The following is a 23,615-nucleotide window of genomic DNA, read 5'->3' on the forward strand; positions in this document are numbered from 1 at the left end:
AATGAGTAAAGGGTTGCGCAGGACCTTGATTGTCGGCGCAGCCCTGCTCATTTTTGGCGTTCTGCTCTGGATCAGGCTGGATATTTCCTCGATCAAGGCACATCTGGACCGTGAAATAAGTAATATTGCCGATCTCGAAATGAATGCGGAACAGGCATCACTGACTGCTCTGCACGGCATCGGCCTGAGGCTGGACAGCGTCTCACTGAAACATGAGCAATACCAGATTCAGGCAGGCCATATCAATATCAGCATCCGTCTGCTGCCACTATTGCTTGGCAAGGTAGAAGCGAAATCACTCGATATCCACGATGCCCTGATCAAGATCAGGCCCGGCACCATGCAACTGACTTCAGCTTCGCTTTCATCACTGCCGGTTGAGCGTATCCACCTGATTCGCAGCAACATTCAAACCATGGATGGCAAAGCGGTGCTCAACGATCTTCATCTCGAACTCAGAGATATTGGTCCAAATCGTGAAACACTATGGGAAATTCAGGCACAACAGGATAAAGAGTCAATCAGTGGTCATGGCAGGCTTGGCTTTCAGGCTGGTGAAATTAAAAGCGGCTTTGGCAAACTGAAACTGGAACAGGTTTCACTGACACGCATTCAACCATTCACGCCTAAATCAGTGCATCCATTCATCAATCAGGAAAACGGCATGGTCAGTGGTGCCCTGACTCTGGATATTGCTAAAAACAATGACTGGGCAGTATTTGGTGAACTTAAACTGAACAGTGATGACAATGAAAAACCGATCAAGCTGCGCGGCAAGTTCAGCCATCCCGAAAAAGATCATGTAAACTGGCGAGACAGTTTTATACACCTCAGCGACTCTGCCGTCATTGCCATTGATGGCGAATGTATACTAGCCCGGTGCTCCACTCGCCTGCAGGCCAGCAATATCGAACTACAAACCTGGTCACCTGTTATTCCTGCCGGCATTAAGTTTCATCAGCAACTATCCGGTACGACCGGGCTTGAGGCCGAAATCAATTGGGATGATGAAGCATGGCATGGTGATATCGACTTCAACCTCAGTGAAGGCCTTTTCCGCTACAAAGAAGAAGAGATACCACTACCGGAACTGCAGTTAAATGCAGACAAGCTCAGTGGAAATGCAACATCGTGGCAGGCTGAAGCCAGCCTTACTTCGCCCGATATTAGTGGCAATATGCAGATTATCAGTGCTCAGAAACCGTCAGGCCATAAACAGATGTTTATCGAAGCCAATGTGGTAAAAAGCAAACTCTGGCAACCTTTGGCAAACCTGTTACTGGCATCCCTCGATATTCAACCGGCCATCAGTGCAAGCGGTACAATCAACGGTACCCTTTCCTTGGTTCAGCAGGACAAGGACAAAAAACTTGAGCTTCAGGTTGATGCAGGCTTGGCAAAAATCACTTATGGCGATCAATTTAACAAACCTGAAAAAATTCCCGCTCGCTGCACGGGTGAAATTCACTGGTCGGGTACAAAAGGAACACCTGTCAAATCCATTTCTCTGCAGGATTGTCAGGTGGGCAGTGCCACTCTGGAACGTATGAACTGGTCCAACAAAAAACAGAAACAACAACTCAAGATCAGCAATCTTGCAATAAATTTCGACCAGTTAAAGGCGAAATCAGTCCGTTTATCCGAACAATCCAACCCTTTTCGCGGCTTCATAAAAGGCAGTAGTTCATCTTCATGGAGTAAAAGCAACACAGCCCTCTGGCTACAAAACATGAGTGGCAACTGGCAACTGCAGAATTTTGGTCGTGAACAGTGGAATGCAAGTGGCAAGATCAAAGCAAACAATGGGGAATTCAGCAGCGAGCACCTGCTTCTTGAAGGCATGCATGGTCTGGCTGAACTCAAAGGTCATCTTTCTCCGGCCAGACAACTTGGTTCAATTGAGCTGATCTCTGCTCATCTGGATGGGACCAATCTACCCGCCCCACCGGCTGAACTGCTGCAGAAAATGGTTATAAGTGGAACCATTAAGCAGACACAGTTAACGCTTCTGCAGAATAACTGGCAGGACATTAAAGCTGCTTATGTCTGGAGACAGGGAAAGCTTCAACTAAAGGGACTGAAGTCCACGATTGCAGGCGGAGAGATCAGTGCCGGAAAGCTTACACTACACGCGAAACCGGAAGCTCTGGACATACACGGGAAAGTGAGATTTAAAAATGTGCAGCTGCAGGAGGTACAAGGTCTGAATCCCCTGCTACAGGCTGAAATGAAGGGCGTCATGCACGCCAATATTGAATTGCATGGCAGCATCCCTGATTTGCAGGTTTCACACTGGCAGCAAAGCAATGGAGATATACTGATCTATAGCGGTGAATGGAAACAACAGGCCAAAGCTGAATCTATTACTGAAAAACTCGGATTCAGGACACCCGAGACCCGATCTTATGCATTTAAAAAACTAGAGGGTCGATTTCGTATCGAAGAGATGAACACAAGATTCAGCTCGATCAAACTCCTGCAAAAGGGAGATCATTACCGTGGCAGCGCCAAAATAAGTGCGGATGGCAAGCTAAGCGGCAAGGTCGAACAGCAGCAGGGAAATATGCCGTACGCAGTCTCAGGCGAATGGCCATATTTCATCTGGCAACCGATACAATAAGTCGCGCAGCTTCGACAGCGAACTTGAGCATTCACATTTCCATGGCAACATTAAGGGTATGAAAAGACTATCTATCCGAGTTCAACAGATTAAACCATCCGCTACACTGGCTATCACGGCTAAAGCTGCTGAAATGCGTGCAGCCGGCAAAAGTGTCATATCCCTCTCCGTTGGTGAGCCCGACTTTGAAACACCAAAGGCAGCACGAGACGCCGGTATAGAAGCCATTAATTCCGGCTTTACCCGCTATACTGCTGTAGCAGGTATTCCGGAGCTAAGACAGGCCATCGCAGAAAAATTCAAAACGGACAACGATCTTGAATATTCAGCCAATGAGATACTCGTATCTACTGGTGGCAAACAGTGCATTTTCAATCTTCTGATGGCTGTGATGAATCCGGGTGAACGTGCCATCATCCCCGCCCCTTACTGGGTTTCGTATCCTGATATGGTAAAACTAACAGAAGGTACGCCCGTCATTGTTGAAACCAAAGCTGAAGCAGGCTTTAAAATTACTGCTGAGCAGCTTGAAGAGGTACTCTGTCACCGCTGCAAAATACTGTTCCTGAACTCCCCCTCCAATCCAACCGGCATGGCATATAGTGCCGAAGAGTTAGCCAGTATCGGTGAGGTCGTCCGCAAACATCCGAACCTCATTGTCGCTACTGACGACATGTATGAGAAAATCCTTTTTGATGGTAAAAAGTTTGCCACCTTTGCACAGGTAAACCCTGATCTGAAAGATCAGACGATTACCCTCAATGGTGTCTCCAAAGCCTATTGTATGACCGGCTGGCGTATCGGTTTCTGTGCAGGCCCTGAGGCCATTATTAAAGCCATGACCAAGGTTCAGGGGCAGAGCACCTCCAACCCTAATGCAATCGCCCAGAAAGCAGCCCTGGCTGCCTTGACCGGCCCTACAGATGAGCTGGATGAGATGGTTCGCACCTATGAGCAGCGCCGCACCTGGCTTGTTGATGCCATCAATGAAATTCCCGGCATGTTTAGTATCAAACCGGATGGGGCTTTTTATGTATTCCCTTCTGTGGCTGACTGGATAGGCAAAACCACCCCGAGTGGCATCACGCTGTCTGATGATGTTGTCATTTGTGAATGGTTACTCGAAGAGTCTGGTGTTGCACTTGTGCCGGGCACAGAATTCGGATCTCCGGGCCATGTGCGTTTCTCCTATGCAGTTAGTCAGGATACGCTTGAAGATGCAGTGAACCGCATTGCAACAGCTGCAGCAACACTGACTTAAACCACTACTTCTTCTCTCATTAAAAAGGGCGCTACTGCGCCCTTTCTTCTTTGCTTCCTTTGATGCGGTGGTGCGTTGTTCACTCACCACCGCGTCCTGAGGATTAATATCCAGCCTGAGCAAAATACCTGGCTTCACCGGAACGGGCAAACCTGCCGGTATAATGACGATCATGCCCCGGGCTTGTCACTCTGTGTGCCGATCTGTTGATCCGGCCACGATGTTCCCTGTACTCATGACGTTCATGTGCATCGTGACTCCGATACCGATCATGACCGCGTTTATAAGCATGCTTATCGTAATGATGATGGCCTCCAAAGCGGTAAGCATGTCTGTCACGATGGCGATAGTCCCTGTGATAGCCATGACGCTCATGGTGACGCACACGTTCACGGTAATATGGTCTATGCTTATGTATTACAACCGGCCGTTGGGTCCTGTGATGAACCGGGCTGGCATGAACATCTGTCAAAATTGCATCGGCAATCGCACCAAACATTGCGCCAACAATGGCACCCTGTGCAGTTTCGTTGGTCTGGGAACCAATGACTGCCCCGGCAGTGGCACCCACTGCAGCACCTGTCACCATGCCACGCTCCTGTGGCCCTGCATATGCAGACAGTGATGTGAAAGAAACAACTATCAGTCCTAATAAGATCTTCTTCATGTTCGCCTCCTTTGCATTGGCTGGAGACAGTTTGCAGCATCGCTTATTTGCAACAAAGTGGACTATGTCAACTATTCAGGGGAAATATCGCACGTGATCCAAATCACCATGAACAAAGGAGGAAGATATCAACAATGGCTGCTAACAGCAGATATGAGTAATTGGGTAGCGACTCAGGAAAAGTCGTTAGCTGGTAATATGATCTGGTTATCTAAAAACGATGCAGTTATTCCTTTTGTTTAATAACAACAGGTTCTTCAACTGCTTCGGCTGGCTGCTTTTGTTCTTCTGCATGTTTGTGACCGTACTCTTCAAGAAATACCGTTAAATTGGCCACAACCAGCGAATAAACAATGATACCGAATATCATGGTCATTACCGCAATGATGCGTCCGGCAGATGTGATCGGTACAATATCTCCATAACCGACAGTCGTCAGTGTCACAAACGCCCACCACAGACCATCAGGGAACTCGGCAAACTGGGGGTTCTGTCCATGCTCAAGCAAAAAGGTGATGGTACCGAAAACAAAAACCAGCCCGAACATGGTTGCCATAGCCGCGGGTAAACTATCGCCGGAAATCACCAATAACCGAAGCAGGCGATCTTTATTGGATCGAACCAGTGCTCCCAGTTTCAAGGCCGGTATGAGATGGGCAAGGCGTAGTGCCATCAGCATGCGTAAGAACGGGGATGAGAGCAGTACCACAACCACGAGGTCAAACCAGTTGGCTTTCATCCACTCGCTTCGATTATCAGCAATCCACCAGCGGGTAAAAAACATAATCACAAAAGCCACCAGGACAGCCATAATCGTCCACTCCGGCAAACCATCCACGAACGAGGTCGCAACCGCACCTATCGTTGCCGCAAAAAGGGCAACATCCAGTACGCGCTGCCAGAGTAGTCTTTGTGTCATGAGCTATTACTTATGCTCGCCAGCCTTGTGACCAAAATAGAGAGCCAGAGCAACGAGGAAGATACCACCGCCCATATAAAGGATATTCAATGGATCATCGAACTTCACATGTAAAACATTTTTGAAGAAAGCCACAATAAGAATCATCAGAATCACTTTACCCAGGCGATCCTTCAGGTCATCCAGGCTTTCAATCTTGAGTAGTTTGCCGGCTGCTTCGTTATCGCGAGCACACTCAAGCTTATCAATATGCAGTTCGTACACGCCGAGGCCGAAGATCAGTAATACCATTGCCAGCAGAAAATCATCAACAGCAGTAATCACGTGGCTGACCACAATCGTATGAAAATCAGGAATGTTATGGCCAAGGATATAAACATCAATAAACTCTAAAAAGAGTTTGCCCATATCAAGGGCCGAAAGGGTAAACAGCAAAGCCATGCCAATAATACAGGACCAGACAGCAAGCAATGTCAGGTAACGTGAACCCCAAAGCAGTCTTTCAAAAAAATCTTTCATAGCACCCTCTTCTCAGTCATTTTTCGTAAACCTAGTTTATTATTTTAAAATCACCAGCAGGATCGATGCCAATATTGAAATGATTCAAGCAGGCCATTCCCCGGCGCCCTCACGCAGCAGAACTGGCTCGCTTTCGCAGAGGTCAACGACCGTTGTCGGCACCATACCTGCCCATCCGGCATCAAGCACAGCACAGGAGAGATGCTTCAGTCGCGGCACAAAGTCATCGGGATCGTGTTCCGGCTCATCCAGCCCCGGCAGTTGCAAGGTAGTGGCCAGTAACACCTCACCCACCTCTTCAAGCAGCATCTGACAAACCAGATGATCCGGAATCCGAATACCGACATCTTTGCGTTTGCCAAAAATCCTTCTCGGCAATGTAGAACTGGCCGGAAGAATGAAAGTATAGGCTCCGGGCAGGCATCGCTTGAGAATGCGATGAGCATGATTATCCATGCGAACACAGGTTGCAGCCTGTGAAAGGTCGGCACATACCACCGACCACATGTGATGGTCATCCAGTCGCCTGAAAGCGCGGATATCTGCCAGTGCATCCACGGCCTGTGGAAGACAGAGCATCACATAGGTTGTATCTGTGGGCACAACCAGAAAGTGCCCTTGCCTCATTATCTCAATCGCCCGCCTGATTTGACGAATCTGCGGACGCTCCGGGTGTAAGCGGAGATGTTCAAACACATGCATTTGTTTTCCTTCATATGAATCCGGGCCAATCCTGCGATCAGAATCCGGGAATCATACCTCCCAGTCCTTTTAGAATTTTCTTCTCAGGTGTTACCGGCTGTTCAGGTTGAGATGCCGGCTGATCGGCCGGAGCCGCCTGAGCACCTTTCTTGCCACCCAGAATATTTCCCAGTGCCCCACCCATCTTGCCTTTATTTAACAGAGCCGGTGCATTCTGGATTAAGGTTTTGGCACTAATCTCTGGCCTGACCTTCGGTGAGGCAAACGGACCCGTGATATGCAGAGGTACGGTCAAACCTTTACGTACAGGCGAACTGTCGCCCTGCCCTATCAGAGTTCCCACCACACGCGGTTCGACATGATAATCCAGTGTTTTGCTTACCAGATTCACAAGGCCCTTACCTGTAACACGAAGCAGTGGTGAAGCCATAAACAGATCCTGATTATTGGCTATGCCATTTTTAACTACAAAACTGCCTGAGAGCTGAGCAAAGTCAGTCTCATTCGGACCAGCCGATGCAGCTGCAGGGTTGGTAAATTTCCTGATCGTATCCGGAATATCGATACCCTTAATCTTACCGTTTCGCAACATCAGATTACCGCGACCATTCAGAGTTTTCACACCGGCTTCAGTCAGACCTGTCGCCCTGAAACTGGTATCCATAGACAGCGTTCCTTCCAGCATATCCATATCAGCCAACGCTTTGAGCAACGGGCCCACTTTTACATCGGTGATATGTACAGACTCTTTCCATTTGGCCGGATACACCGATGCATCCAGGCTCGCTTTTTCTTTCACATTGCCGCCGGAAAGCTTGAAGCTCAGCGGATTCAGATCGAAACGTCCATTTGAACCGTTGATGCTTACATTAAAATTGCGCATCTCCATGCCACGCAGAAACAGTGTCGCAGCCTGCATTTTTGCAGTCACACGCCATGGTTTGAGGAATCGGAGATCCGGTTCGGCAGCACTGGCCTGCTGAGCACCACCACCTGCCCCTGCTGCAGGCGTCTGTCCCTGCGGTTCTTCTTTACCTTGCGGCAACCACGGATCCATATGTAAATCACGTGCTGCAATACGTAGACGGATATCCGGTACGCCATACACCACAGCGCCGGAAACCTGTACCAGCTCATTATCGAGTTTCAGCTGCATGTCCCTAATCTCAAGCTGTTTAGCATCGCCGGCAACGAGTGTGCCTATTTCTATCTGTTTCCATGCTGACGGGTGACCTGCATACATGCTGTTCAGGTCAGGTACAAATTCTGCCAGCCAACTGCGTGTTAGCGGCTGGCTATCGATACGAAGCTGGAAAGCCGGATTAGCAGACAGGTTTTTCACACTACCCTTCACTTCAAGAATATCTTTACCATTCACAATCAGGCCAGCGCGACTGACTTTCAACTGATCAGCTTTGGACATCTCAATTTTCCAGTTCACAGCAAGGCCAATCCTGGAGTTGAGTACCACACTGCCTTCGCCAAGACGGATACCATCAGGCCGTTGCTCAATATTGGCATTCAAACCGACCGAAGCACTGTTGATATCACCAAGCTGTTCAGGCCAGCCGCTGATCAGAGCCTTAAATGGAGCCAGTTGTATATTGTCAGCTTTGACATGACCCTGTATCGGCAGTGCCACAGGATCAAGTTTGCTCAAATCGCCCAACGGTCCCACATTGGCGTCCAGCTCAAAAGCGTTACCGGAAAGTTTGCCCGAGAGTTTCACAGCTACCGGCCGCTCAAGCTGCACGTCGGTAAGGCCCACATTCAGATCTGCCAAGGTGACCGGTTCAGCTTTGCCATCCACCCACACGACTTCGCCACCCGTTAAACTCAACGACTCCGCCTGCAGTGCTGCCAGGGCAGGTGCAGCATCAGTCTGCTTATCTGCGGGTTCATTGTCTCCGGACTCAGTGGAGGCCGTCTGTGCCGAAACCAGATCACCCCAGTTGCTTTCACCATTTTCCTGACGTTCCAGATAGATTTTGGGTTCATTAATTTCAAAGTTCTTGATTTCAATGTTTTTGGAAAGCAGTGGTAACAGAGCCAGTTTCACATTCAACTTCTGTACACTGAGAAAATCCCGGTCTGTAAAACCTTCACGATTGGCCAGATGTACATTATCAAGCTCAATACCGATCCATGGAAACAGGGAGGCATTGATGTTACCGATACTCAGTTTGCGACCCGTCGAATCTTCCACCGTTTGTTCGATCTGCGTTTTGTATGTGTTCACATCGATAAAAAACGGCGCAACCAGCAATCCGGCAATTATCAATACAATAACAATCAGACTATAACGGACAAATTTAGGCATGATCAGGCTCCTGTTGTACTCAATTAGCAAGACTATAAGTTATCCTAGCAGGAAATAGCCATCGTGAAACCTCAGACTGTTTCCTGCAAGGATGGAAAATACGCCAGCAGCGATTCAAAATCATCTACAACGGATTCAGCACCCGCATCAATCAACTGCTCGTGACTGGCCACACCGAATGAAACACCGATTACACGCACACCTGCGGCATTAGCCATCTGCACATCGAACAGCGCATCACCAACAACCGCTGTCTGTTCAGCAATAACGCCGAGCTCGGACATGCACTCCAGCACCATGGCTGGATGTGGTTTGGAATGCGTACAGTCGGCAGTGCGTAAAACAAGAAAAAGGTCGCTTAATTCAAATGTATCCAGCACACGTAATAACCCTGAGTGTGATTTTCCTGTCACCACACCCAACCAGTAGCCGCGCTCACGCAGCTTTTCGAGTGTCTCGCGAACCCCGGGAAACAAACGGATTTCTGCTTCAGCCTCGCGATAACTGTCGCGATATCCATCCATCACCTTCTCAAGAAGCTCTGAAGAGGCTGACTGTTGCTCACCCAGCAGTGCAATCACGGCACCCCGCAATGACATACCGATAATATCAGAGACAGCCTCATCACCGGGTGGCTCTAAACCAGCCAACACAAAAGCCTGCTGCATGGCCGAAACGATTGAACCATGCGAATCGGTCAACGTGCCATCACAATCAAACAATATCAGTTGGGGTATAGAAGAAATAAAACGATCCTTTTGCGAGTCTGAATAAACTATATTTTATAAGTATACTGTACTCGGTCAACTGGTAACTGCAGCATCTTTTTATAGCTGTTGACACATTGATCTTCACCCCTATAGTTCGCGCCACATTAACGCGGGGTGGAGCAGTGGTAGCTCGTCGGGCTCATAACCCGAAGGTCGTTGGTTCAAATCCAGCCCCCGCAACCAAACATAAGCCTGTAAGTCCTTGAAAATACAAGTGATTTACAGGCTTTTCTTTTGCCTAAAATTTAATTGTTTTTAATTTGGGTTTCAAAATGGGTTTCAAGGCGCTTTGCGCCGCATCAAGGTACACCGAGGAATATTCCCTTGTAGCGCTCGCAAGAGCTGCGCTGCAAGAAATATTCCCTGTATCTCGCTCCTGTCCCCTCAAGGGGATAGGCGGGGGTCAAGGGTGGTTTGTCAATACAAGCGAAATGAATAGCAATCCCTTTAGTGACAAACGGGGTTATCGTTTGGCGCGGGATTGCTCGAATGTAGCGCCTTGGGTTTCACTGTATTGAAACCCATAAAAGGCGGCCTAAGCCGCCTCCCTTTGGTTTTGAATTTCATATAGCAACTCGAAAAGCTCTTGTTGAACCCGTTCGTAAATATTCGCCGCTATGTAAGCAACTGGCGTGTTTTCCATTCCTCTAAAATTATCACCTGACGCTGCGCCAAGCTCTGGTTCGTCAAGCATTAGTGCAATGTCTGATTGTGCAATTTCGGCAATCTGGTTGTAATAAAATGGAACAGAACTGTCTGCAATTTCCGCTATCAAGTCCTCTGGATATTCGTAATTCGATTGTTGCTCAATGAACTCTGCTTTTGCATTTTCGATAACTTGTTGAATTGTGTGTGCCATTTTTGGAACCTCCTTTGAATGCCTTGCGGCGGATTTTCAAAGGCGGCAATGAATGGTTTGCAAGGGCGCACCTGTGCGCTCGTATTACCCTTGCAAATTACAATGAATGAACGCCTCAATTCCGCAAAAAGCAACGGCAACAAAGGCGGTTTTATGGCAACTCACAATGCCGTTATCAAATGTAAACGCTTGTTAACAGTTGTTAACAACGGTTAACGCCTGTTTGATAGCTGAAATCACATAGCTAACTCAACCTCCATTTCAACCTGATTGCCGCCTTGCTCAAGCTCTGAACTCTGCTCGTTCTGCGGCGGCTCCTGCTCTGGCAATTCTGGTGAATGGTCTGCCTGTTGCTGTTGCTGCTGGTCATTATCTGAACGGGAAAGGCTGTCTGTGTTGCTGACGTCAAAATCAAGGTCTTTGCCTGCCTCTTTTGCGTTGTCCTGCGCCTGCTCAAGCGGTGTTTTGTTTTCTTGTTCCTCTGCTTGCATTTCCTCGTATTTCTCAAGTGCGGTCTGTTTCTCGGTCGACCGTGCCATAGCTCGCTCAAGCTGTTTTTCGGCCAACTCGCCGACCTCCTGTTCGCTCGCAAATATCTCTGAATGCTCTTTGTGCCGGGAACCTTGGACGTAGGCCATTTCTTTTGAATTGAATGAACTCGAATAGATATATGCCTCTTTCACCGTTGCTCCCTGACTGGCGTGAGCGGTTATGCAATAACCGTGGGTTAGATTATTATAATCTGTTGTGTTGATTTCGACCTGTTTGCCTGAATCGGTTTCGACACTCAAAACCGTGTCGCCTGAATCGGTGATATTTATATCTGAAACCGTGGCAAGGTCGCCGTTGCTGACTCCAAGTTGCTTGTTGTTTTTAAGAATTCTAAGCCTGTCGCCGATAGCGACTTTCATTGTTTTCTCGGTCGAATCTTTGAATGACGATTCAACCGATAGCTTACCCTGTTCCTTTAGCTGCTGCCGCGCCATTTTGTTAAGGCTGGAAACGTCCGCACGTCGTCCTGCAATCATAATCTTGTCCTGAATGCCTGCTTTACTTGCAATGAATTTGTCGCTCATTTGCTTGTGTGCGTCTGTCGTGCTTTTCGTGATAGAAAGCCTACCCTCGGCTTTCATATGCGCGAGAAATGCCTTTGAATCACCTTGGCGCAATGCTTGTAATGACTGTTTATCTGCGGCTGAATCTTGTCTGAATATTTCTGTCAATTCTGCCTTTCCGATACGGTCTGAAACTGTACTGAATGTGCCGCCTGCACCTATTGATTGCAGTTGCTGGCTGTCGCCGACAAGTATTACTTTTGCGCCTGCCTGTTCTGCTTGCCGTGTGATTTTACCAAGCAATTTTGTGTCGACCATTCCTGCCTCGTCGACAACAAGTATTGATTTTGAATCAAGGTTTTTTCTGCCGTTTTCGCTCTCAATCAAATATGAATGAATTGTTTGAGATTGAATGCCTGAACCCTCTTGTAAACCTGTTGCGGCCTTGCTTGCAAGCGCCAAACCTTGAACTTTGAATTCCTCCGCCTCAAACGCCTTATTTGCGGCGGCAAGCAAGGTACTTTTACCTGTTCCCGCTTGTCCTTGAATGACACTGACCTGTCCCTCTCTGGTGATATGACGAAATGCATTTTCCTGCTCTCCGCTTAACGCATATCCCTTTTCTTCGGCTGTTGTCTCCAACGCCTGCTGCAAGCTTTGCTCTGAAAGTTTATGTGCTGTGCTGTCCTGATTGTGCTCGGCAAAATCGGCAATGCCTTTCTCAAGCTCAAGCATTTCCCTGCTGGTAAATTGCTGCAGATTCGATTCTGAATTAACGCCAAGGCTGATTAGCTCGCCGTCCTGCTCAAGCTGTTCAATTCGTTCCTGAATATCCTCGGCTGTTCCTATTCCCTGTAATTGTTGTGCAACTGCACAATGTAGCTGTGCCTTGGTGAAAACCGCCTCCTGCTCTGTTGCCTGCTCAAGAATCTGTTTTGAATCGAATTCGGGTTGGTTTATCTCAAGTTCCGCGTTGCGGATATGTTCTGGATTGAATTCGTGCGCTTGCGCCTCATTCTGCCAACGCTGGAACAATTCTGCGCGGTCGACGGTCTGTTTGGTGTTGCGGGTATCAAGTGCTGCTATCTCCGCTGCTTTAGCGCCTGATACGCCTTTCTCCGACATTTTATTCTTAATGTCCTCACGGCGCTTTGACCACTCCTGTTCAAGCTCTTTTGAACTACCTGCGACCTGAAAACTTAAGTGACTTTTGCCTTTCTCGTCCTGCACCTCAACCTGCTCAACCTGAAAACCAAGATTTTTCATTTCGTTTGCAAGCTCCGCACGGTACACGGCTCCTGCTGCTTTCTGAAATTGATATAGATAGCGATTTTCAAGTGACCTGACGTCGTCTGATTCTGCGCCGACTCCGTGCGCCGCAACAAGCGTATGCGTGTGCAATTGTGGGTCTTGCTCACGGCTCGTGCTATGTTCGTATGTAGCGCAAATCAATTTAGCTGGTTCGTGGTCGTGTCCACCGTGGCCTCGGCGAATGAATGCTGCATTTTGCTCAAGATAGCCGATTGCTTTCTCAACTGAGCGCTGCTGCGCCTGCTGGATAGAGTCGCGCAAGCCTGCGTCGGTCGTTGACGCCCATACGGTGCTGACCGATTTCGGCGCACTGAAACACATATCTTGACCAGCTCGCTTATTCTCACCTGCATTTGTGGCAACTGCCTTGCCTGTTTTCGGATTAAACCCCTCAAGCATTTTGCCAAGGTCGCCGTCTGAAAGGGTACCTTTCAAGCCAAGCGCCTCGGCTCCTGCGCCTGCATATTTTCCTGCTGGTTCGCCGCCTTTTTGATAGTAGTCGTCTCTTGCCAAGTTTTCGTAGTAACTCGCGTTTTTGATAGGTGATACTGAAAGCATAATTACATTCCTCCGTCGATTTCGGAATCCGAACGCAATCTGAATTTCCGTTTTCTTTTCTTTTCTGACTGTTGCTGTTGTCCTGCTCCCTCGTTGATTACCTCGCCGCCGATTGCCTCTGAAATTTCGATAGCTGTATCAAGACCTGGCACAATCAAATCAAGCGCTTGCGTGCCGATTTGGGTTTCTATGCCGTCCGCCTCAATCTCTTGTTGCTCCTGCTCCTGTTCTGGCTCTGGCTGTTCCTGTAGGTCGACGACCGCTTGTAGTAATTCCTCGTTTGTCTCGATTCCTAATTTCTTGCGACGTACTTTAACCCGCTCCTGTGCCTCTTTCGCTTTCTTAATACTTGCCTCTGGAGCCTTGGCTGGATTGCTCTTGATAGCCTCGTCTCGTGCGGCTCTGGCTCGCTCGGCTGGCGATAAAGGTTTAGTGCCTTTCTGGATACAAGGCGGGAAAGGTGTTGGAACGCGGTTTATCGGATAGTGCAACTTGCCGAGCAAGGCATAGCCGTTGTCGTCGGTTAGTCGGCACCACATATAAAACCCTTTGGCCGTTGCCTTGGGGAGGTGTAAGAAATCTGAATCAATCAATGCGGCTTTGTCTGACTGTTGCCAAGTTGTATTAACGCTCGGCTGATACCCGAAACCTACTACTGCATTCTGTTGTGACTCGTTTACCTGCAAGCGTTCTGTGCGTTGCTGTCCGAATAAATCTGCTGCCCATTTCGCCGTATCTGAGTCACCAAGCCGACCTATAATGTGTGTGCCGAACTGCGAGGCGACACTCGTTGTCTCGTCTCGACCATATTTTGCGTAAAGCCTGCCGAGGTCTTGAATTCCTGCGACAAGGCATAGTCCTTTTGACCTGCCAAGGGTAATGAGGTCAACAAGCTTGCTGATTTTTGGCAATGCGCCAAGCTCGTCGCATATGAAAAAGATTCGGCGCTCTTCTGAATCTGACAAGCTCAAGCCTTTCTGCATTAGCAATGCTAAAAGTCCTGCAATTAATGGCGTGGCGACTGACTGCATATCTGGTCGTGCCGCAAGTATCAAAGTGCCTTTTGCGCCGTCTCGCATAAAGGCATTTACAATACTCGTGCCACCTGCTGTATCCCAATATTTTGCGATTGCGTCTAATGATTTTAATGGCGCTCTAAGCGACCCCATAACTCCCTGTGTTTGCGGTGATACCGAGCCGTCCTGTTTCAACTGAATGTGCTGTGAGGCGGCGTGTTCAATCGATTCAAGTGCTGCTGATATTCGGTCGGCGCTTGAAAGTAATGTGTTCAAGTCTCTCCAGCTCCACGCCTGCGGTTTTGTGCTGCATAGATACTCTATGCAACCCGCTAACACGTCTTGTGCTGCCTCGGTGAAATATGGGTTACTCTCATTGCCTGAACGGGGAATAAATGCCTCGGCAAATGATTGTGCTGCAATTTCGTCTGTAATATCTGCTGCAATGTCCCATTTGATAGACCTTTCGTCCCACGGCGCAACAAGATAAGTGCTGTTGCGTGCGTCGGGATTAGCAAGCTGCGCTGTATAGTCGCCTTTAATATCGAAAATGATTGAGCGGTCTTTGCGCTCTCGAACTGACTCAATGATATGTGTCAGCGCCTGTGATTTACCAGCACCTGTTGCGCCTGCGATTAGAATGTGCTCACTCTCTCTACTGAATGGAATACGAACGTCTGCGTGAATTCTTATCCCGTCTGCCTGCTTTAATTTTGCCTGTGCATTTTGCTCAAAAGACTTTTCGTTACTCTCAACCGCCTCACCCCTCTCAATAATTTCTGTTTTCCGTGGTCGAATATCGTTGCGCAAGATTAGCCACGTTGCGCTGAAACTAACTAATACAGGAACCGTCAAACGAACAAATATGTCGGCAATAATGTACGGCTCATTTGCAAATGCCGTTTTGAAAAAATCTGCGGGTTGAGCAAGTAACTCTGATAAAAGCTCCCAACCAACGAACAACTCAAACGGCTGCTGATAAGGTACTGAGACAAGCTCGTGCCATTTCGATTCCAGCAAGTAGAAAAAGGGGAAATAAAGCACAAGCGCAAACGCGCAAGCTCCCAACGCTCCGCCGACAATGTAACTGGTCGGGTCACGATATGCTGTGTTGCCTGTACGCTGTGCGCCTGTGCTCTGATTACTCATATTTATTTCCTCCAAGCCTCGTCCTCGTCGTCAAAACGAATGCCGTCGTCGCTGAAAAAGAACTCGTCCGTCCTCCTGTCCTCCGTCTCTTGTTCTCTTGTGTACAAATCCTGATACTCGTGCAACTGACAATTGTGTTTGTGTCTGTGCGCGCAAAGTCCTTTTGTGCATAGCCAACTCAAAAATGATTTCATAGCGACCACCTCACTCGTCGACCGCAAGACGATTAATCATTGATACAATTTCGGATTTTGAACTCTCGATTGCCGCAATGATTTTTGCGTCGCCGATATCCGACTGGCGTGCTCGGTTGATTATGAATCTGACTGCGTGCGCTATGCCGCCGTGGTCGCCTGAAATGCTCTCTATGTAGTCCTGCTCGCCGTCGTTCAAACGGACTGAAATCTGTGTTGCCATAATGGTTTTCCTCTCAAAATATTTTATTTTGAAAGACAATGAATGGGGGAATTAATTAATGGGATAAAAGGCGCTAATGGCAATAAAATGCTTTAAATAATAGTAGAAATTTCAAGGTATTCATTGAATTTCAATACAGGTCAAAAAACATTCAACGGTTGAACTATCGGCGGTTTCGATTGAATACGCGTGGGTTCGTGTGACTGTCTTATGACCTTTTACCAGTATAACTCAAACATTCAATGAATGTCAAGCATTTTGTTCTGATAAAGCAATAACTTACGAATCATTGTGACGTATAGGTTTCTGACGGTTTCGGGTGAATTAGCGGCGGATTATGTGCGGGGTTCGGTTGACATTTTTGGCTATAAAAAGGCGTTGAAATAATGCCAAGTCGGTTTCGTATGAAATCACCTGGCATTCAATGCGAATTCAATTTTGGGGTTCAAGTGAAACCGCTTGAAACCTGTTGTAGCTGTTGGGTTTTCCGCCTCTTGAATAAGCGATAGCGACATTCAAGAGACACCCCACTTGCCGCAAGGCTGGTGAGTGGGGTGTGCGCATTCCCCTACGGGAATGCGTTATTTATTGCTTTTGTGCTCTATGAGTTATAGGACGGCACGGATATAAAACGCTAAGGCGTTTATATCTGGTCGTGCCTTGTGACGTGGCTTAAAGCTCTTTTAATGGTTCTGTGCGCATAGCTTACGGCGTTACGTTTACCACGTCCTGTGGCTCTTTCAACAAGCTCCCGCTCAAGTAAAATAGGGTCGGCTCCGTGCTCTAATCTCCCACATACATAACCCCATTCATTTTCGGATTCACTGCCTCCAGTGCTCGAATTATTAACCACACAAACCCCTGAAGGGGGAGAGAAAGGCTGGTTGGAAACGCTCGGTTCGCAATCAATCAATGCCTCACGCGGCACTGTCCACGCTCCCGCACTCGACACCGAAATGACATTAACCCACTGTCCTGCTCGCTTGTGGTTTTTGAATCCTGCAAGCCTCCCGAAATGCTCGCCTGATATTGAACCTCGGTCGCTGTTAATTAGCGGCTGAATATGTCGTTGTGCAAGGTATCTCTCCCGCTCATTTAATGGTCGGTCGGTTTGTAGCCAAATGTGACAACCACCCTCTTTGCTCGTCTCAATGACGCACGCTGAATACTTGCGGGAAATGGCAAGCGCTTGTCCTCGCTCGACGTCGTCAAGAAATATAACGGCGTTTGAATCGTGGCGGTGTGGTCTAACCTGTATCTCTGACCCCTTGGCATTTTCCGCACCGAGCCATTTTAGATAACGGTCAATATCTCCCGCCTGCACGTCCTCACGCAATATCATTTTGCCTGCACCTCTTGCGGCAAGGTCGAATGATGTAATGCCTATTTCTGGCTGAATAAAAAAGCCTATTTGCTGCTTAATGTTTCTGTTCATTTTGTAAACCTCTATTTGTCATACTCATATATCTCAACGATTCGCCACGTCCAAACGTCCAACTTTGAAAATCGCTTGGACGCAACTTTGGACGTTGACAATCTCTTATTTTCCAACGCTTTTTACCCCTTACGTCCAAACGTCCATACGTCCAACCCCTAAAAAAGATATATAAAATAAATAATGCCTTTCTCTCCCGCCATCGGCGGCTTGTGTGGTTCATTTGATTATTATTTATTATATAGAAAGTGTTTTTGAATGCGGACGTATGGACGTGCGGACGTAGCACACAAAAAAACCTTATTTTCCAACGATTCTTGAACGTCCAAGCAACGTCCAAGCTCTGGACGCAACTTGGACGTATGGACGTAGTGGTTGGGTTAGAACGGCACATTGTCGGCCTCCTGCTCCGCCTGATTCTGTGTCCTGCCGCAAGGGTATAGTACGCCTGTTGACACCCGCTCACCGATTGTCAGGTTGATACAATACGGACGCTTACCGTCGCGTGTTTGCCTCCGCTTTTCACTCAACACACCAACGAGCTCGTCAAGCCTCGTCCTGAATGTTGGCATACCGACAGATTTTAGTCCGTTTGCCGAACACCACTCTTTATACTCTGCATAGGAAGTCTGTCTGTCCGCGTCGCAATGGTCTGACCTCTCAACAACGCATTCGCTTGTCCAACCCAACACTGAATCGGCGCTAATTCGTGCCTGCTCAAGTTGTTCACGAATCACTTGCGGTGGGTCGAAATGTCCTCGTTCAAGTAACCGCTGCAATCCCTCAAGTGACCAGTTTAACAAACCAGACAACCCACCTTTCTGCGTGATAATATACTCATAATTCGGAATGCGTTCTGACACTGGAACCTTGTGCTCGAACGGCACAAGAAACCAACGCCTCCAAAACCCGTCAGTCTGGTCGCCTCCCTTGGGGGTATGGTTCGACAAAGCAATGATTTTCGCTGTATTCCTGAATGCCTTAATGACCTTCAAATATTTCCGATTTACTTGCATAGGCTCGCCTGAAACAAGCTTCTTCACGGTTTGCTCGTTGTTAATGTGTCTGCCAACCTCATCCGCAATGACCAAGCTACTGCCGATAATGCCTTCCATATCGTATTGTCCTATGCTGTCCAGATTGATAGCCGCTGTAGCGCTATGCAATTGCTCGACAACCTTTGCAAACACACCTTTACCGTTTGCACCGTTGCCTGTAAGCCATAGGCCGCACTGGTAGCGATTATCTGGCATTAGCGTGTAGCCGATAAACTCCTGCAGAAAATCCTGAACACCGAAATCGGGTACTACACGGTCAAGAAAATTCACCCACTCTTGATTAGTAGCGGTAGGGTCATAGTCGCAAGCAAGCACGTACTGCAATCCATATTGCGGGTCGTGTTCCTTCAACTCGAATGTGTTGTTGTCCTCGTCATAATGAATATAACCGTTACCAACAGGGATAATGATTGTGTCCGTCTTTGGTACTGGTAACAGGTCACACATTTGCATTGCAAGTTTTCCGCAAGCCGTTGCCTTATTCGGCGTAGCTTTATCTGGCTCGGTTCGTGCAAGCCATTTCGCTGCCTCCGCTTCAATTTGCTCAAATGGGACGTGCGCATAGTGCGTGTCTACCCATTTGAAAATATCACTGTAAGTCGAAAAGTATGTATCTTTTGTCTTTCTCAACTTCTCAACAAATTGCAATTCAAGTGACGCTGCTTTTTTCTTGTTAGTAGAGCCTTTTGGTCTACCGCGTTTGTTTTTGTTCTGCTCCATAGGTTACTCCCGTATTGGATACGGGAGCGGCAAGGTCTTGACTGCTTATAAGTACATAGATATAATATTCATTCGTTGTATAAATATTATTTATGTCTTTATAAACACCGGAGCCTCACCGCTCCGGTGTTTATAGTTCTTGATTGTATTCTTGATTATCTAAGTAATCGTTAATGCAATCTTCGTCAGTGCTGTCAAAACCAAGGCAAAAACCTTGCCACCTGAAAACAGCAACATCTATTCCATTGTCCTCAACCCACTCATAGAGCTTGTAAGACGTAGAGGGTCTGCGATTGAAAGTAACATTCTCTTTTTGCTGAACAATATACATTACGCAACCCCCTGCGCATTTTTGCGAGGTCGTCCAGGACGGCGTTTTGCAGGTGCGTTTATGACTGGCTGATTGATTAGCCATTGCTCAACTTCATCGCGAACAAAATAGACCTTGCGTCCTGCTTTGTGTGCCGGCGGCAAGGTGGTTTTCTTATCGCTCCAAAGTTTGTTTTTGAAAGTACGGGGAGAGCAACCGATAATGGCTGCGGTTTCTGCTATAGATAAAATGGAATTCATTGGGAATTCTCCGTTCGATTTCGGACCCCGAACGGGTGCTACTAATGTGAGTTAGTAATCTTCACAGCTTCCAATGTTTTGTAGGCTTCCGTCAAATTCGTTTATCTTATAAAATAAGAAAGGAATTTCACCTGTCGTAACGGGTATAGCTGCTGTTCACCGTTACCGCCGCACCCGCGTATCGAAACGCGCTTCCTGTCAACAGGGGGATTGGTCTTTAGATACAGTCTCCGCAACCGCACCTTTATCACTTGTTGGACGCAATGGTAGCAAACCCTCACCCCCTTGTCAACACTTTATTTTATAAGTGCCTATTCTATATGCCTTTTTCGTCAAAATAAACTTGACACATAATCTTTTAGGCGTTGCGGTTATTAGTTTTTTTGTCAAGCAAGTGAATAATATCCTCTGCTTGCATATGTCCATAATTGTCTAACATTTGTGTTGTTTCGTGTCCTGTTAACACCATTACTTGCGCTGGTGTCCAACCCTTTGCTTGCGCACGGGTCGTCGCTTCGTGACGTAACTGGTGCGGTGTTACTTTTTCAATGCCTGCTTTTTTGCAAGCACGTCGCATAGCAACGGTCACGGTATCTGGGTGGGTATATGTAAAGACATTACCTGATTTTTTAACGCCTATCCTGCGCAATGTAGCAATCACACGGCGGGATAATGGAACTTTGCGGGTTGCTCTGTCTGCACGATTCATTGGGTCTTTATTACGCACAGTCATTATGCGCTTGTTTATATTTACATTTTCCCATTGTAACGTCACAAGCTCATTGCGGCGGCAAGCTGTTTCAATTGCAATGCGAACAAAATTTGCAAGTTCACCGTCGTTATAATCTCTACAAGCTCGGATTAACTCGAACTCAGCCTTGACCGAACTGGTGCCTTTTTCCGAACGTTTAAGGGCTTGACGTTTCTTTGCGTCGTCACGCACAAGTTTTAACAATGAACGAACGTTAACAGGATTCCCCCGTGGCAATGTTACTCCCCATTCGGCGCTTGCGTGCTCAAGCACTCGGTGCATTAGACTCAACTCTTCCTTGATTGTTTTCTTGCTGATAGTTGCGCCACCACCTCTGCCTTTCTCCTGTCTGCGTTCGTCACGGAATTCGGCAAAGTGTTTAGGTTCAATTTTGGCAACTGCAATGCTTGCAATAGAACGCTTGCGCAGGTTGTTTATTTTTGAAATGTCTCTGTCGGGGTAGCGTGAAATATGCGGTACAACGTCTCTTGAATAACGCTGTAAGATATCAGACAAGGTTGTTTGTTTAGCAGTTCGATAATCGCCGAGTTGACCATTTTTTAACTCAAGTTTCTTAGCCGCCTCAACCGCTTTCGCCTCGGTTTCTGTGTTGAATGTTTCACTGAACAATAGCGTATTCTTACCAGCAATCCGCCTTGTAATCCTGACCCTGTATGCACCATTTCTATGCTCAATCATTATCGCCTCATTTGTGACCTTCGGTCTGAAAACTTGGGTTTCATTTTGGGTTTCACGCCCCTAAAAAAACGCCTTGGGTTTCAAAATGGGTTTCACTTTTGCCCGAAAGTCAGGGGTTGAATAGGTGTTTAATGATAGTTAAAAAGGTATATATTGCAATGTTTTTATATTGCATAGGTGTTGAATGGGAGTTAAGTGGGTTTCAGGAAAAGGGTTAAAACTCTGCCTCATAACCCGAAGGTCGTCGGTTCAAATCCGGCCCCCGCAACCAAACAAACAAAGGGCTCGCAGCTAATCACTGCGGGCCCTTTTCTTTATTTGCTCCATTATTGCTCCACTCGCCATTTTCTGATAACATAAAATCTGCCAAATCGGCGTGGTCGGAGATCACTATGGCCAGCATAAGAAAACGAGGCCCATACCAGTGGGAGGTAAGAGTCAGGAGGAAGGGATACCCCCTCCAATGCAACACTTTTGAATCTAAAGCAGAAGCAGAAGCCTGGGCATCAACAATTGAGTCTGAAATGGCTCGAAAAGTGTTCCGCTCATTCAGTGAAGCTGAAAACACACTTTTCACTGAACTCCTCGACCGCTATGGAGAGGAATTAACACCAAAAAAACGAGGTGCCAAACAGGAGGCCAGCAAACTTCGCGTAATTTCCCGGTACCCAATTGCAGAATATAGTATTGCGCTAATTGGCGGCAAAGAGCTTGCCGAGTATCGTAATACCCGATTGAAATCAGTTTCACCCAAGACAGTTCATGATGAGTTGGTATTAATTGGCCATGTTATCAAAGTTGCAATGCAAGATTGGGGCTTAGCCTTACCACATGGAAATCCAATAGAGTCAGTTCGCAAACCGAAAGTCGGAAACAACAGCCGAGATCGACGGATTTTTGGAGAGGAAGAAAAAAGGCTCCTCGCAGCTTGCAAGGAGTATGGCGAACCTTTGCCAAGCATCGTCACTCTTGCGTTGGAAACGGGTATGCGACGCGGCGAAATCGCTGATCTTCAATGGAAGTATATTAATTTGAAGAATAATACACTCCACCTTCCAGAGACTAAAAACGAAGAATCTCGTGATGTTCCTTTATCATCCACGGCCATACGGACGCTGAATAAGCTTCCGAGAAATATAAATGGTCGCGTTTTCTCAATGCGCGCAGATTCTATTACAAAAGCATTCAGCCGCAGTTGTAGCCGGGCATGTGAACACGTATTCGAGAGGATGGCAGGAGAAGAAACTGACTGCGACAATTGCGAAGGGATCAAAAATCTGCGCTTTCACGACTTACGCCACGAAGCAACTTCACGATTTTTCGAACTGGGCTTGAACCCAATGCAAGTAGCAGCAATAACGGGACATAAAACGCTCCAGATGCTCCAAAGATACACCCACCTGAAAGCAGAAGACCTAGCCAAGCTACTCAATTAAATTGAATTTAGTAAACCGAAAACTGCCATGAACAACTGCCATGAACTTTGCAATCATGTTGATCAGAACCTACAATACATATATCCGGCGATAGGCGGATACTCCGTCTACCTCGTCATCGTCACTTTATGTGATTACATGCAGCATGACTGAGTGTGACTCTTTGACTTGTACTCAGTGTAGCTCTTTGTTGGTTTTGTGCCATGCGCTCTGCGCTAGATTCGCCGGAAATATGATGACAGAGAGGTAATTGGATGAAGCATTTCTTTTACCGCCTAGCTCAGAAGGTAGCAGTTCGACTGCTTGTGCAATTATTGCTGAAACTTCTGAGCATGGCATTTAACTATCCCCGCCACCCCTCTTCATCGACAGCATGACACCATCTGACCTGTGGCTATATAGATTCAAAAGAAGAAGTGGATGGATATTTGTTCCCACTCCTGACACCATCGTATACGGCAAAGAGGTTAAGACCCTGATCGAGAAGCGTTGGAAGCCCCCAAACTACTACTATCACTTGCGCCAAGGCGGTCATGTTGCAGCCCTACAACATCACAGCAGCAATGAATATTTTCTTCATCTCGACATAAAAAGCTTTTTTGGACATATCAACAAAACCCGAGTGTTATTCAGCGTTCAAAATTGACCCCCTAGAGGGGTAAATCAGCGTCCAAATTTGACCCCCCTGTAGTATCCCCAGCTAATGATTTAGTTGGAGGAAAAAACAGGAGTGATCACAGTGGAAACGAAAGCAAAAGTAAGGCGGGATTTTTACGTCCATAAGAAGAGCATCAAACAGATTG

At 47.3% G+C, this 23,615-nt stretch carries 18 protein-coding genes and 1 tRNA gene; 5 read left to right on the forward strand and 14 right to left on the reverse strand.

The features are described from left to right. Nucleotide 1: 1 nt before the first annotated feature. Nucleotides 2-2,620, forward strand: coding sequence for an AsmA family protein (locus MMIC_RS01135; protein WP_143144826.1), 2,619 nt, complete (start codon nucleotides 2-4; stop codon nucleotides 2,618-2,620). 58 nt (nucleotides 2,621-2,678) lie between these two features. Further along, a complete protein-coding gene (locus tag MMIC_RS01140; RefSeq protein WP_072658471.1) occupies nucleotides 2,679-3,881 on the forward strand; it encodes a pyridoxal phosphate-dependent aminotransferase in 1,203 nt (400 codons plus the stop codon). A gap of 103 nt (nucleotides 3,882-3,984) precedes the next feature. On the opposite strand, the gene MMIC_RS01145 is transcribed toward MMIC_RS01140, so the two are convergent. The 6 genes from MMIC_RS01145 to MMIC_RS01175 form a co-directional block, all read right to left on the reverse strand. Then, nucleotides 3,985-4,548 (reverse strand): YMGG-like glycine zipper-containing protein, encoded by a 564-nt coding sequence (locus MMIC_RS01145; protein ID WP_072658472.1) that lies wholly within the window; start codon nucleotides 4,546-4,548, stop codon nucleotides 3,985-3,987. 226 nt (nucleotides 4,549-4,774) lie between these two features. Further along, a complete protein-coding gene (locus tag MMIC_RS01155; protein ID WP_072658474.1) occupies nucleotides 4,775-5,467 on the reverse strand; it encodes a potassium channel family protein in 693 nt (230 codons plus the stop codon). 6 nt (nucleotides 5,468-5,473) lie between these two features. Next, the gene (locus MMIC_RS01160; protein WP_072658475.1) at nucleotides 5,474-5,986 is read right to left on the reverse strand and encodes a YqhA family protein; all 513 of its coding nucleotides are present in this window, start codon (nucleotides 5,984-5,986) and stop codon (nucleotides 5,474-5,476) included. Between the two features lie 84 nt (nucleotides 5,987-6,070). Beyond that, on the reverse strand, nucleotides 6,071-6,688 hold the full coding sequence (locus MMIC_RS01165) for an L-threonylcarbamoyladenylate synthase (protein WP_072658476.1): 618 nt from the start codon (nucleotides 6,686-6,688) through the stop codon (nucleotides 6,071-6,073). Between the two features lie 37 nt (nucleotides 6,689-6,725). Next, nucleotides 6,726-9,008: an AsmA family protein gene (locus tag MMIC_RS01170; RefSeq protein ID WP_227819289.1), complete on the reverse strand. Its 2,283-nt coding sequence runs from the start codon at nucleotides 9,006-9,008 to the stop codon at nucleotides 6,726-6,728. Nucleotides 9,009-9,079: 71 nt separating this feature from the next. Further along, nucleotides 9,080-9,730, reverse strand: a complete 651-nt coding sequence (locus MMIC_RS01175) for an HAD-IIIA family hydrolase (RefSeq protein ID WP_227819290.1) — start codon at nucleotides 9,728-9,730, stop codon at nucleotides 9,080-9,082. A gap of 156 nt (nucleotides 9,731-9,886) precedes the next feature. Here MMIC_RS01175 and MMIC_RS01180 point away from each other — a divergent pair. Continuing rightward, nucleotides 9,887-9,961, forward strand: a tRNA-Met gene (locus tag MMIC_RS01180). Between the two features lie 352 nt (nucleotides 9,962-10,313). On the opposite strand, the gene MMIC_RS01185 is transcribed toward MMIC_RS01180, so the two are convergent. From MMIC_RS01185 to MMIC_RS01230, 8 genes are all read right to left on the reverse strand, one after another. Then, the gene (locus MMIC_RS01185; protein WP_072658478.1) at nucleotides 10,314-10,637 is read right to left on the reverse strand and encodes a hypothetical protein; all 324 of its coding nucleotides are present in this window, start codon (nucleotides 10,635-10,637) and stop codon (nucleotides 10,314-10,316) included. A 236-nt stretch (nucleotides 10,638-10,873) separates the two neighbouring features. Next, complete coding sequence (mobF, locus tag MMIC_RS01190; RefSeq protein WP_072658479.1) at nucleotides 10,874-13,561, reverse strand: MobF family relaxase; 2,688 nt, start codon at nucleotides 13,559-13,561, stop codon at nucleotides 10,874-10,876. A gap of 2 nt (nucleotides 13,562-13,563) precedes the next feature. Continuing rightward, nucleotides 13,564-15,741: a type IV secretion system DNA-binding domain-containing protein gene (locus MMIC_RS01195; protein WP_143144827.1), complete on the reverse strand. Its 2,178-nt coding sequence runs from the start codon at nucleotides 15,739-15,741 to the stop codon at nucleotides 13,564-13,566. Between the two features lie 189 nt (nucleotides 15,742-15,930). After that, nucleotides 15,931-16,143, reverse strand: a complete 213-nt coding sequence (locus MMIC_RS01205; protein WP_072658482.1) for a hypothetical protein — start codon at nucleotides 16,141-16,143, stop codon at nucleotides 15,931-15,933. Nucleotides 16,144-16,786: 643 nt separating this feature from the next. Next, nucleotides 16,787-17,578, reverse strand: coding sequence for a DNA-primase RepB domain-containing protein (locus tag MMIC_RS01210; protein WP_072658483.1), 792 nt, complete (start codon nucleotides 17,576-17,578; stop codon nucleotides 16,787-16,789). A 380-nt stretch (nucleotides 17,579-17,958) separates the two neighbouring features. After that, complete coding sequence (locus MMIC_RS01215; RefSeq protein ID WP_072658484.1) at nucleotides 17,959-19,356, reverse strand: DNA primase family protein; 1,398 nt, start codon at nucleotides 19,354-19,356, stop codon at nucleotides 17,959-17,961. A gap of 330 nt (nucleotides 19,357-19,686) precedes the next feature. Then, nucleotides 19,687-19,926 (reverse strand): helix-turn-helix transcriptional regulator, encoded by a 240-nt coding sequence (locus tag MMIC_RS01225; protein WP_072658486.1) that lies wholly within the window; start codon nucleotides 19,924-19,926, stop codon nucleotides 19,687-19,689. Nucleotides 19,927-20,284: 358 nt separating this feature from the next. Beyond that, nucleotides 20,285-21,376: an integrase gene (locus MMIC_RS01230; RefSeq protein WP_072658487.1), complete on the reverse strand. Its 1,092-nt coding sequence runs from the start codon at nucleotides 21,374-21,376 to the stop codon at nucleotides 20,285-20,287. A 392-nt stretch (nucleotides 21,377-21,768) separates the two neighbouring features. On the opposite strand from MMIC_RS01230, the gene MMIC_RS01235 reads away from it, so the two are divergent. Together MMIC_RS01235 and MMIC_RS12525 are read left to right on the forward strand one after the other, a co-directional pair. Further along, nucleotides 21,769-22,812 carry a site-specific integrase gene (locus MMIC_RS01235; protein ID WP_072658488.1) on the forward strand — a complete coding sequence of 348 codons (1,044 nt, stop codon included), beginning with the start codon at nucleotides 21,769-21,771 and terminating at the stop codon, nucleotides 22,810-22,812. 373 nt (nucleotides 22,813-23,185) lie between these two features. Beyond that, entirely contained in the window at nucleotides 23,186-23,458 is a 273-nt protein-coding gene (locus tag MMIC_RS12525; protein WP_143144828.1) for an RNA-dependent RNA polymerase family protein, read from the forward strand. Nucleotides 23,459-23,615 lie beyond the last annotated feature (157 nt).

The sequence above is a fragment of the Mariprofundus micogutta genome (assembly GCF_001895085.1).
Lineage (GTDB): Bacteria > Pseudomonadota > Zetaproteobacteria > Mariprofundales > Mariprofundaceae > Mariprofundus > Mariprofundus micogutta.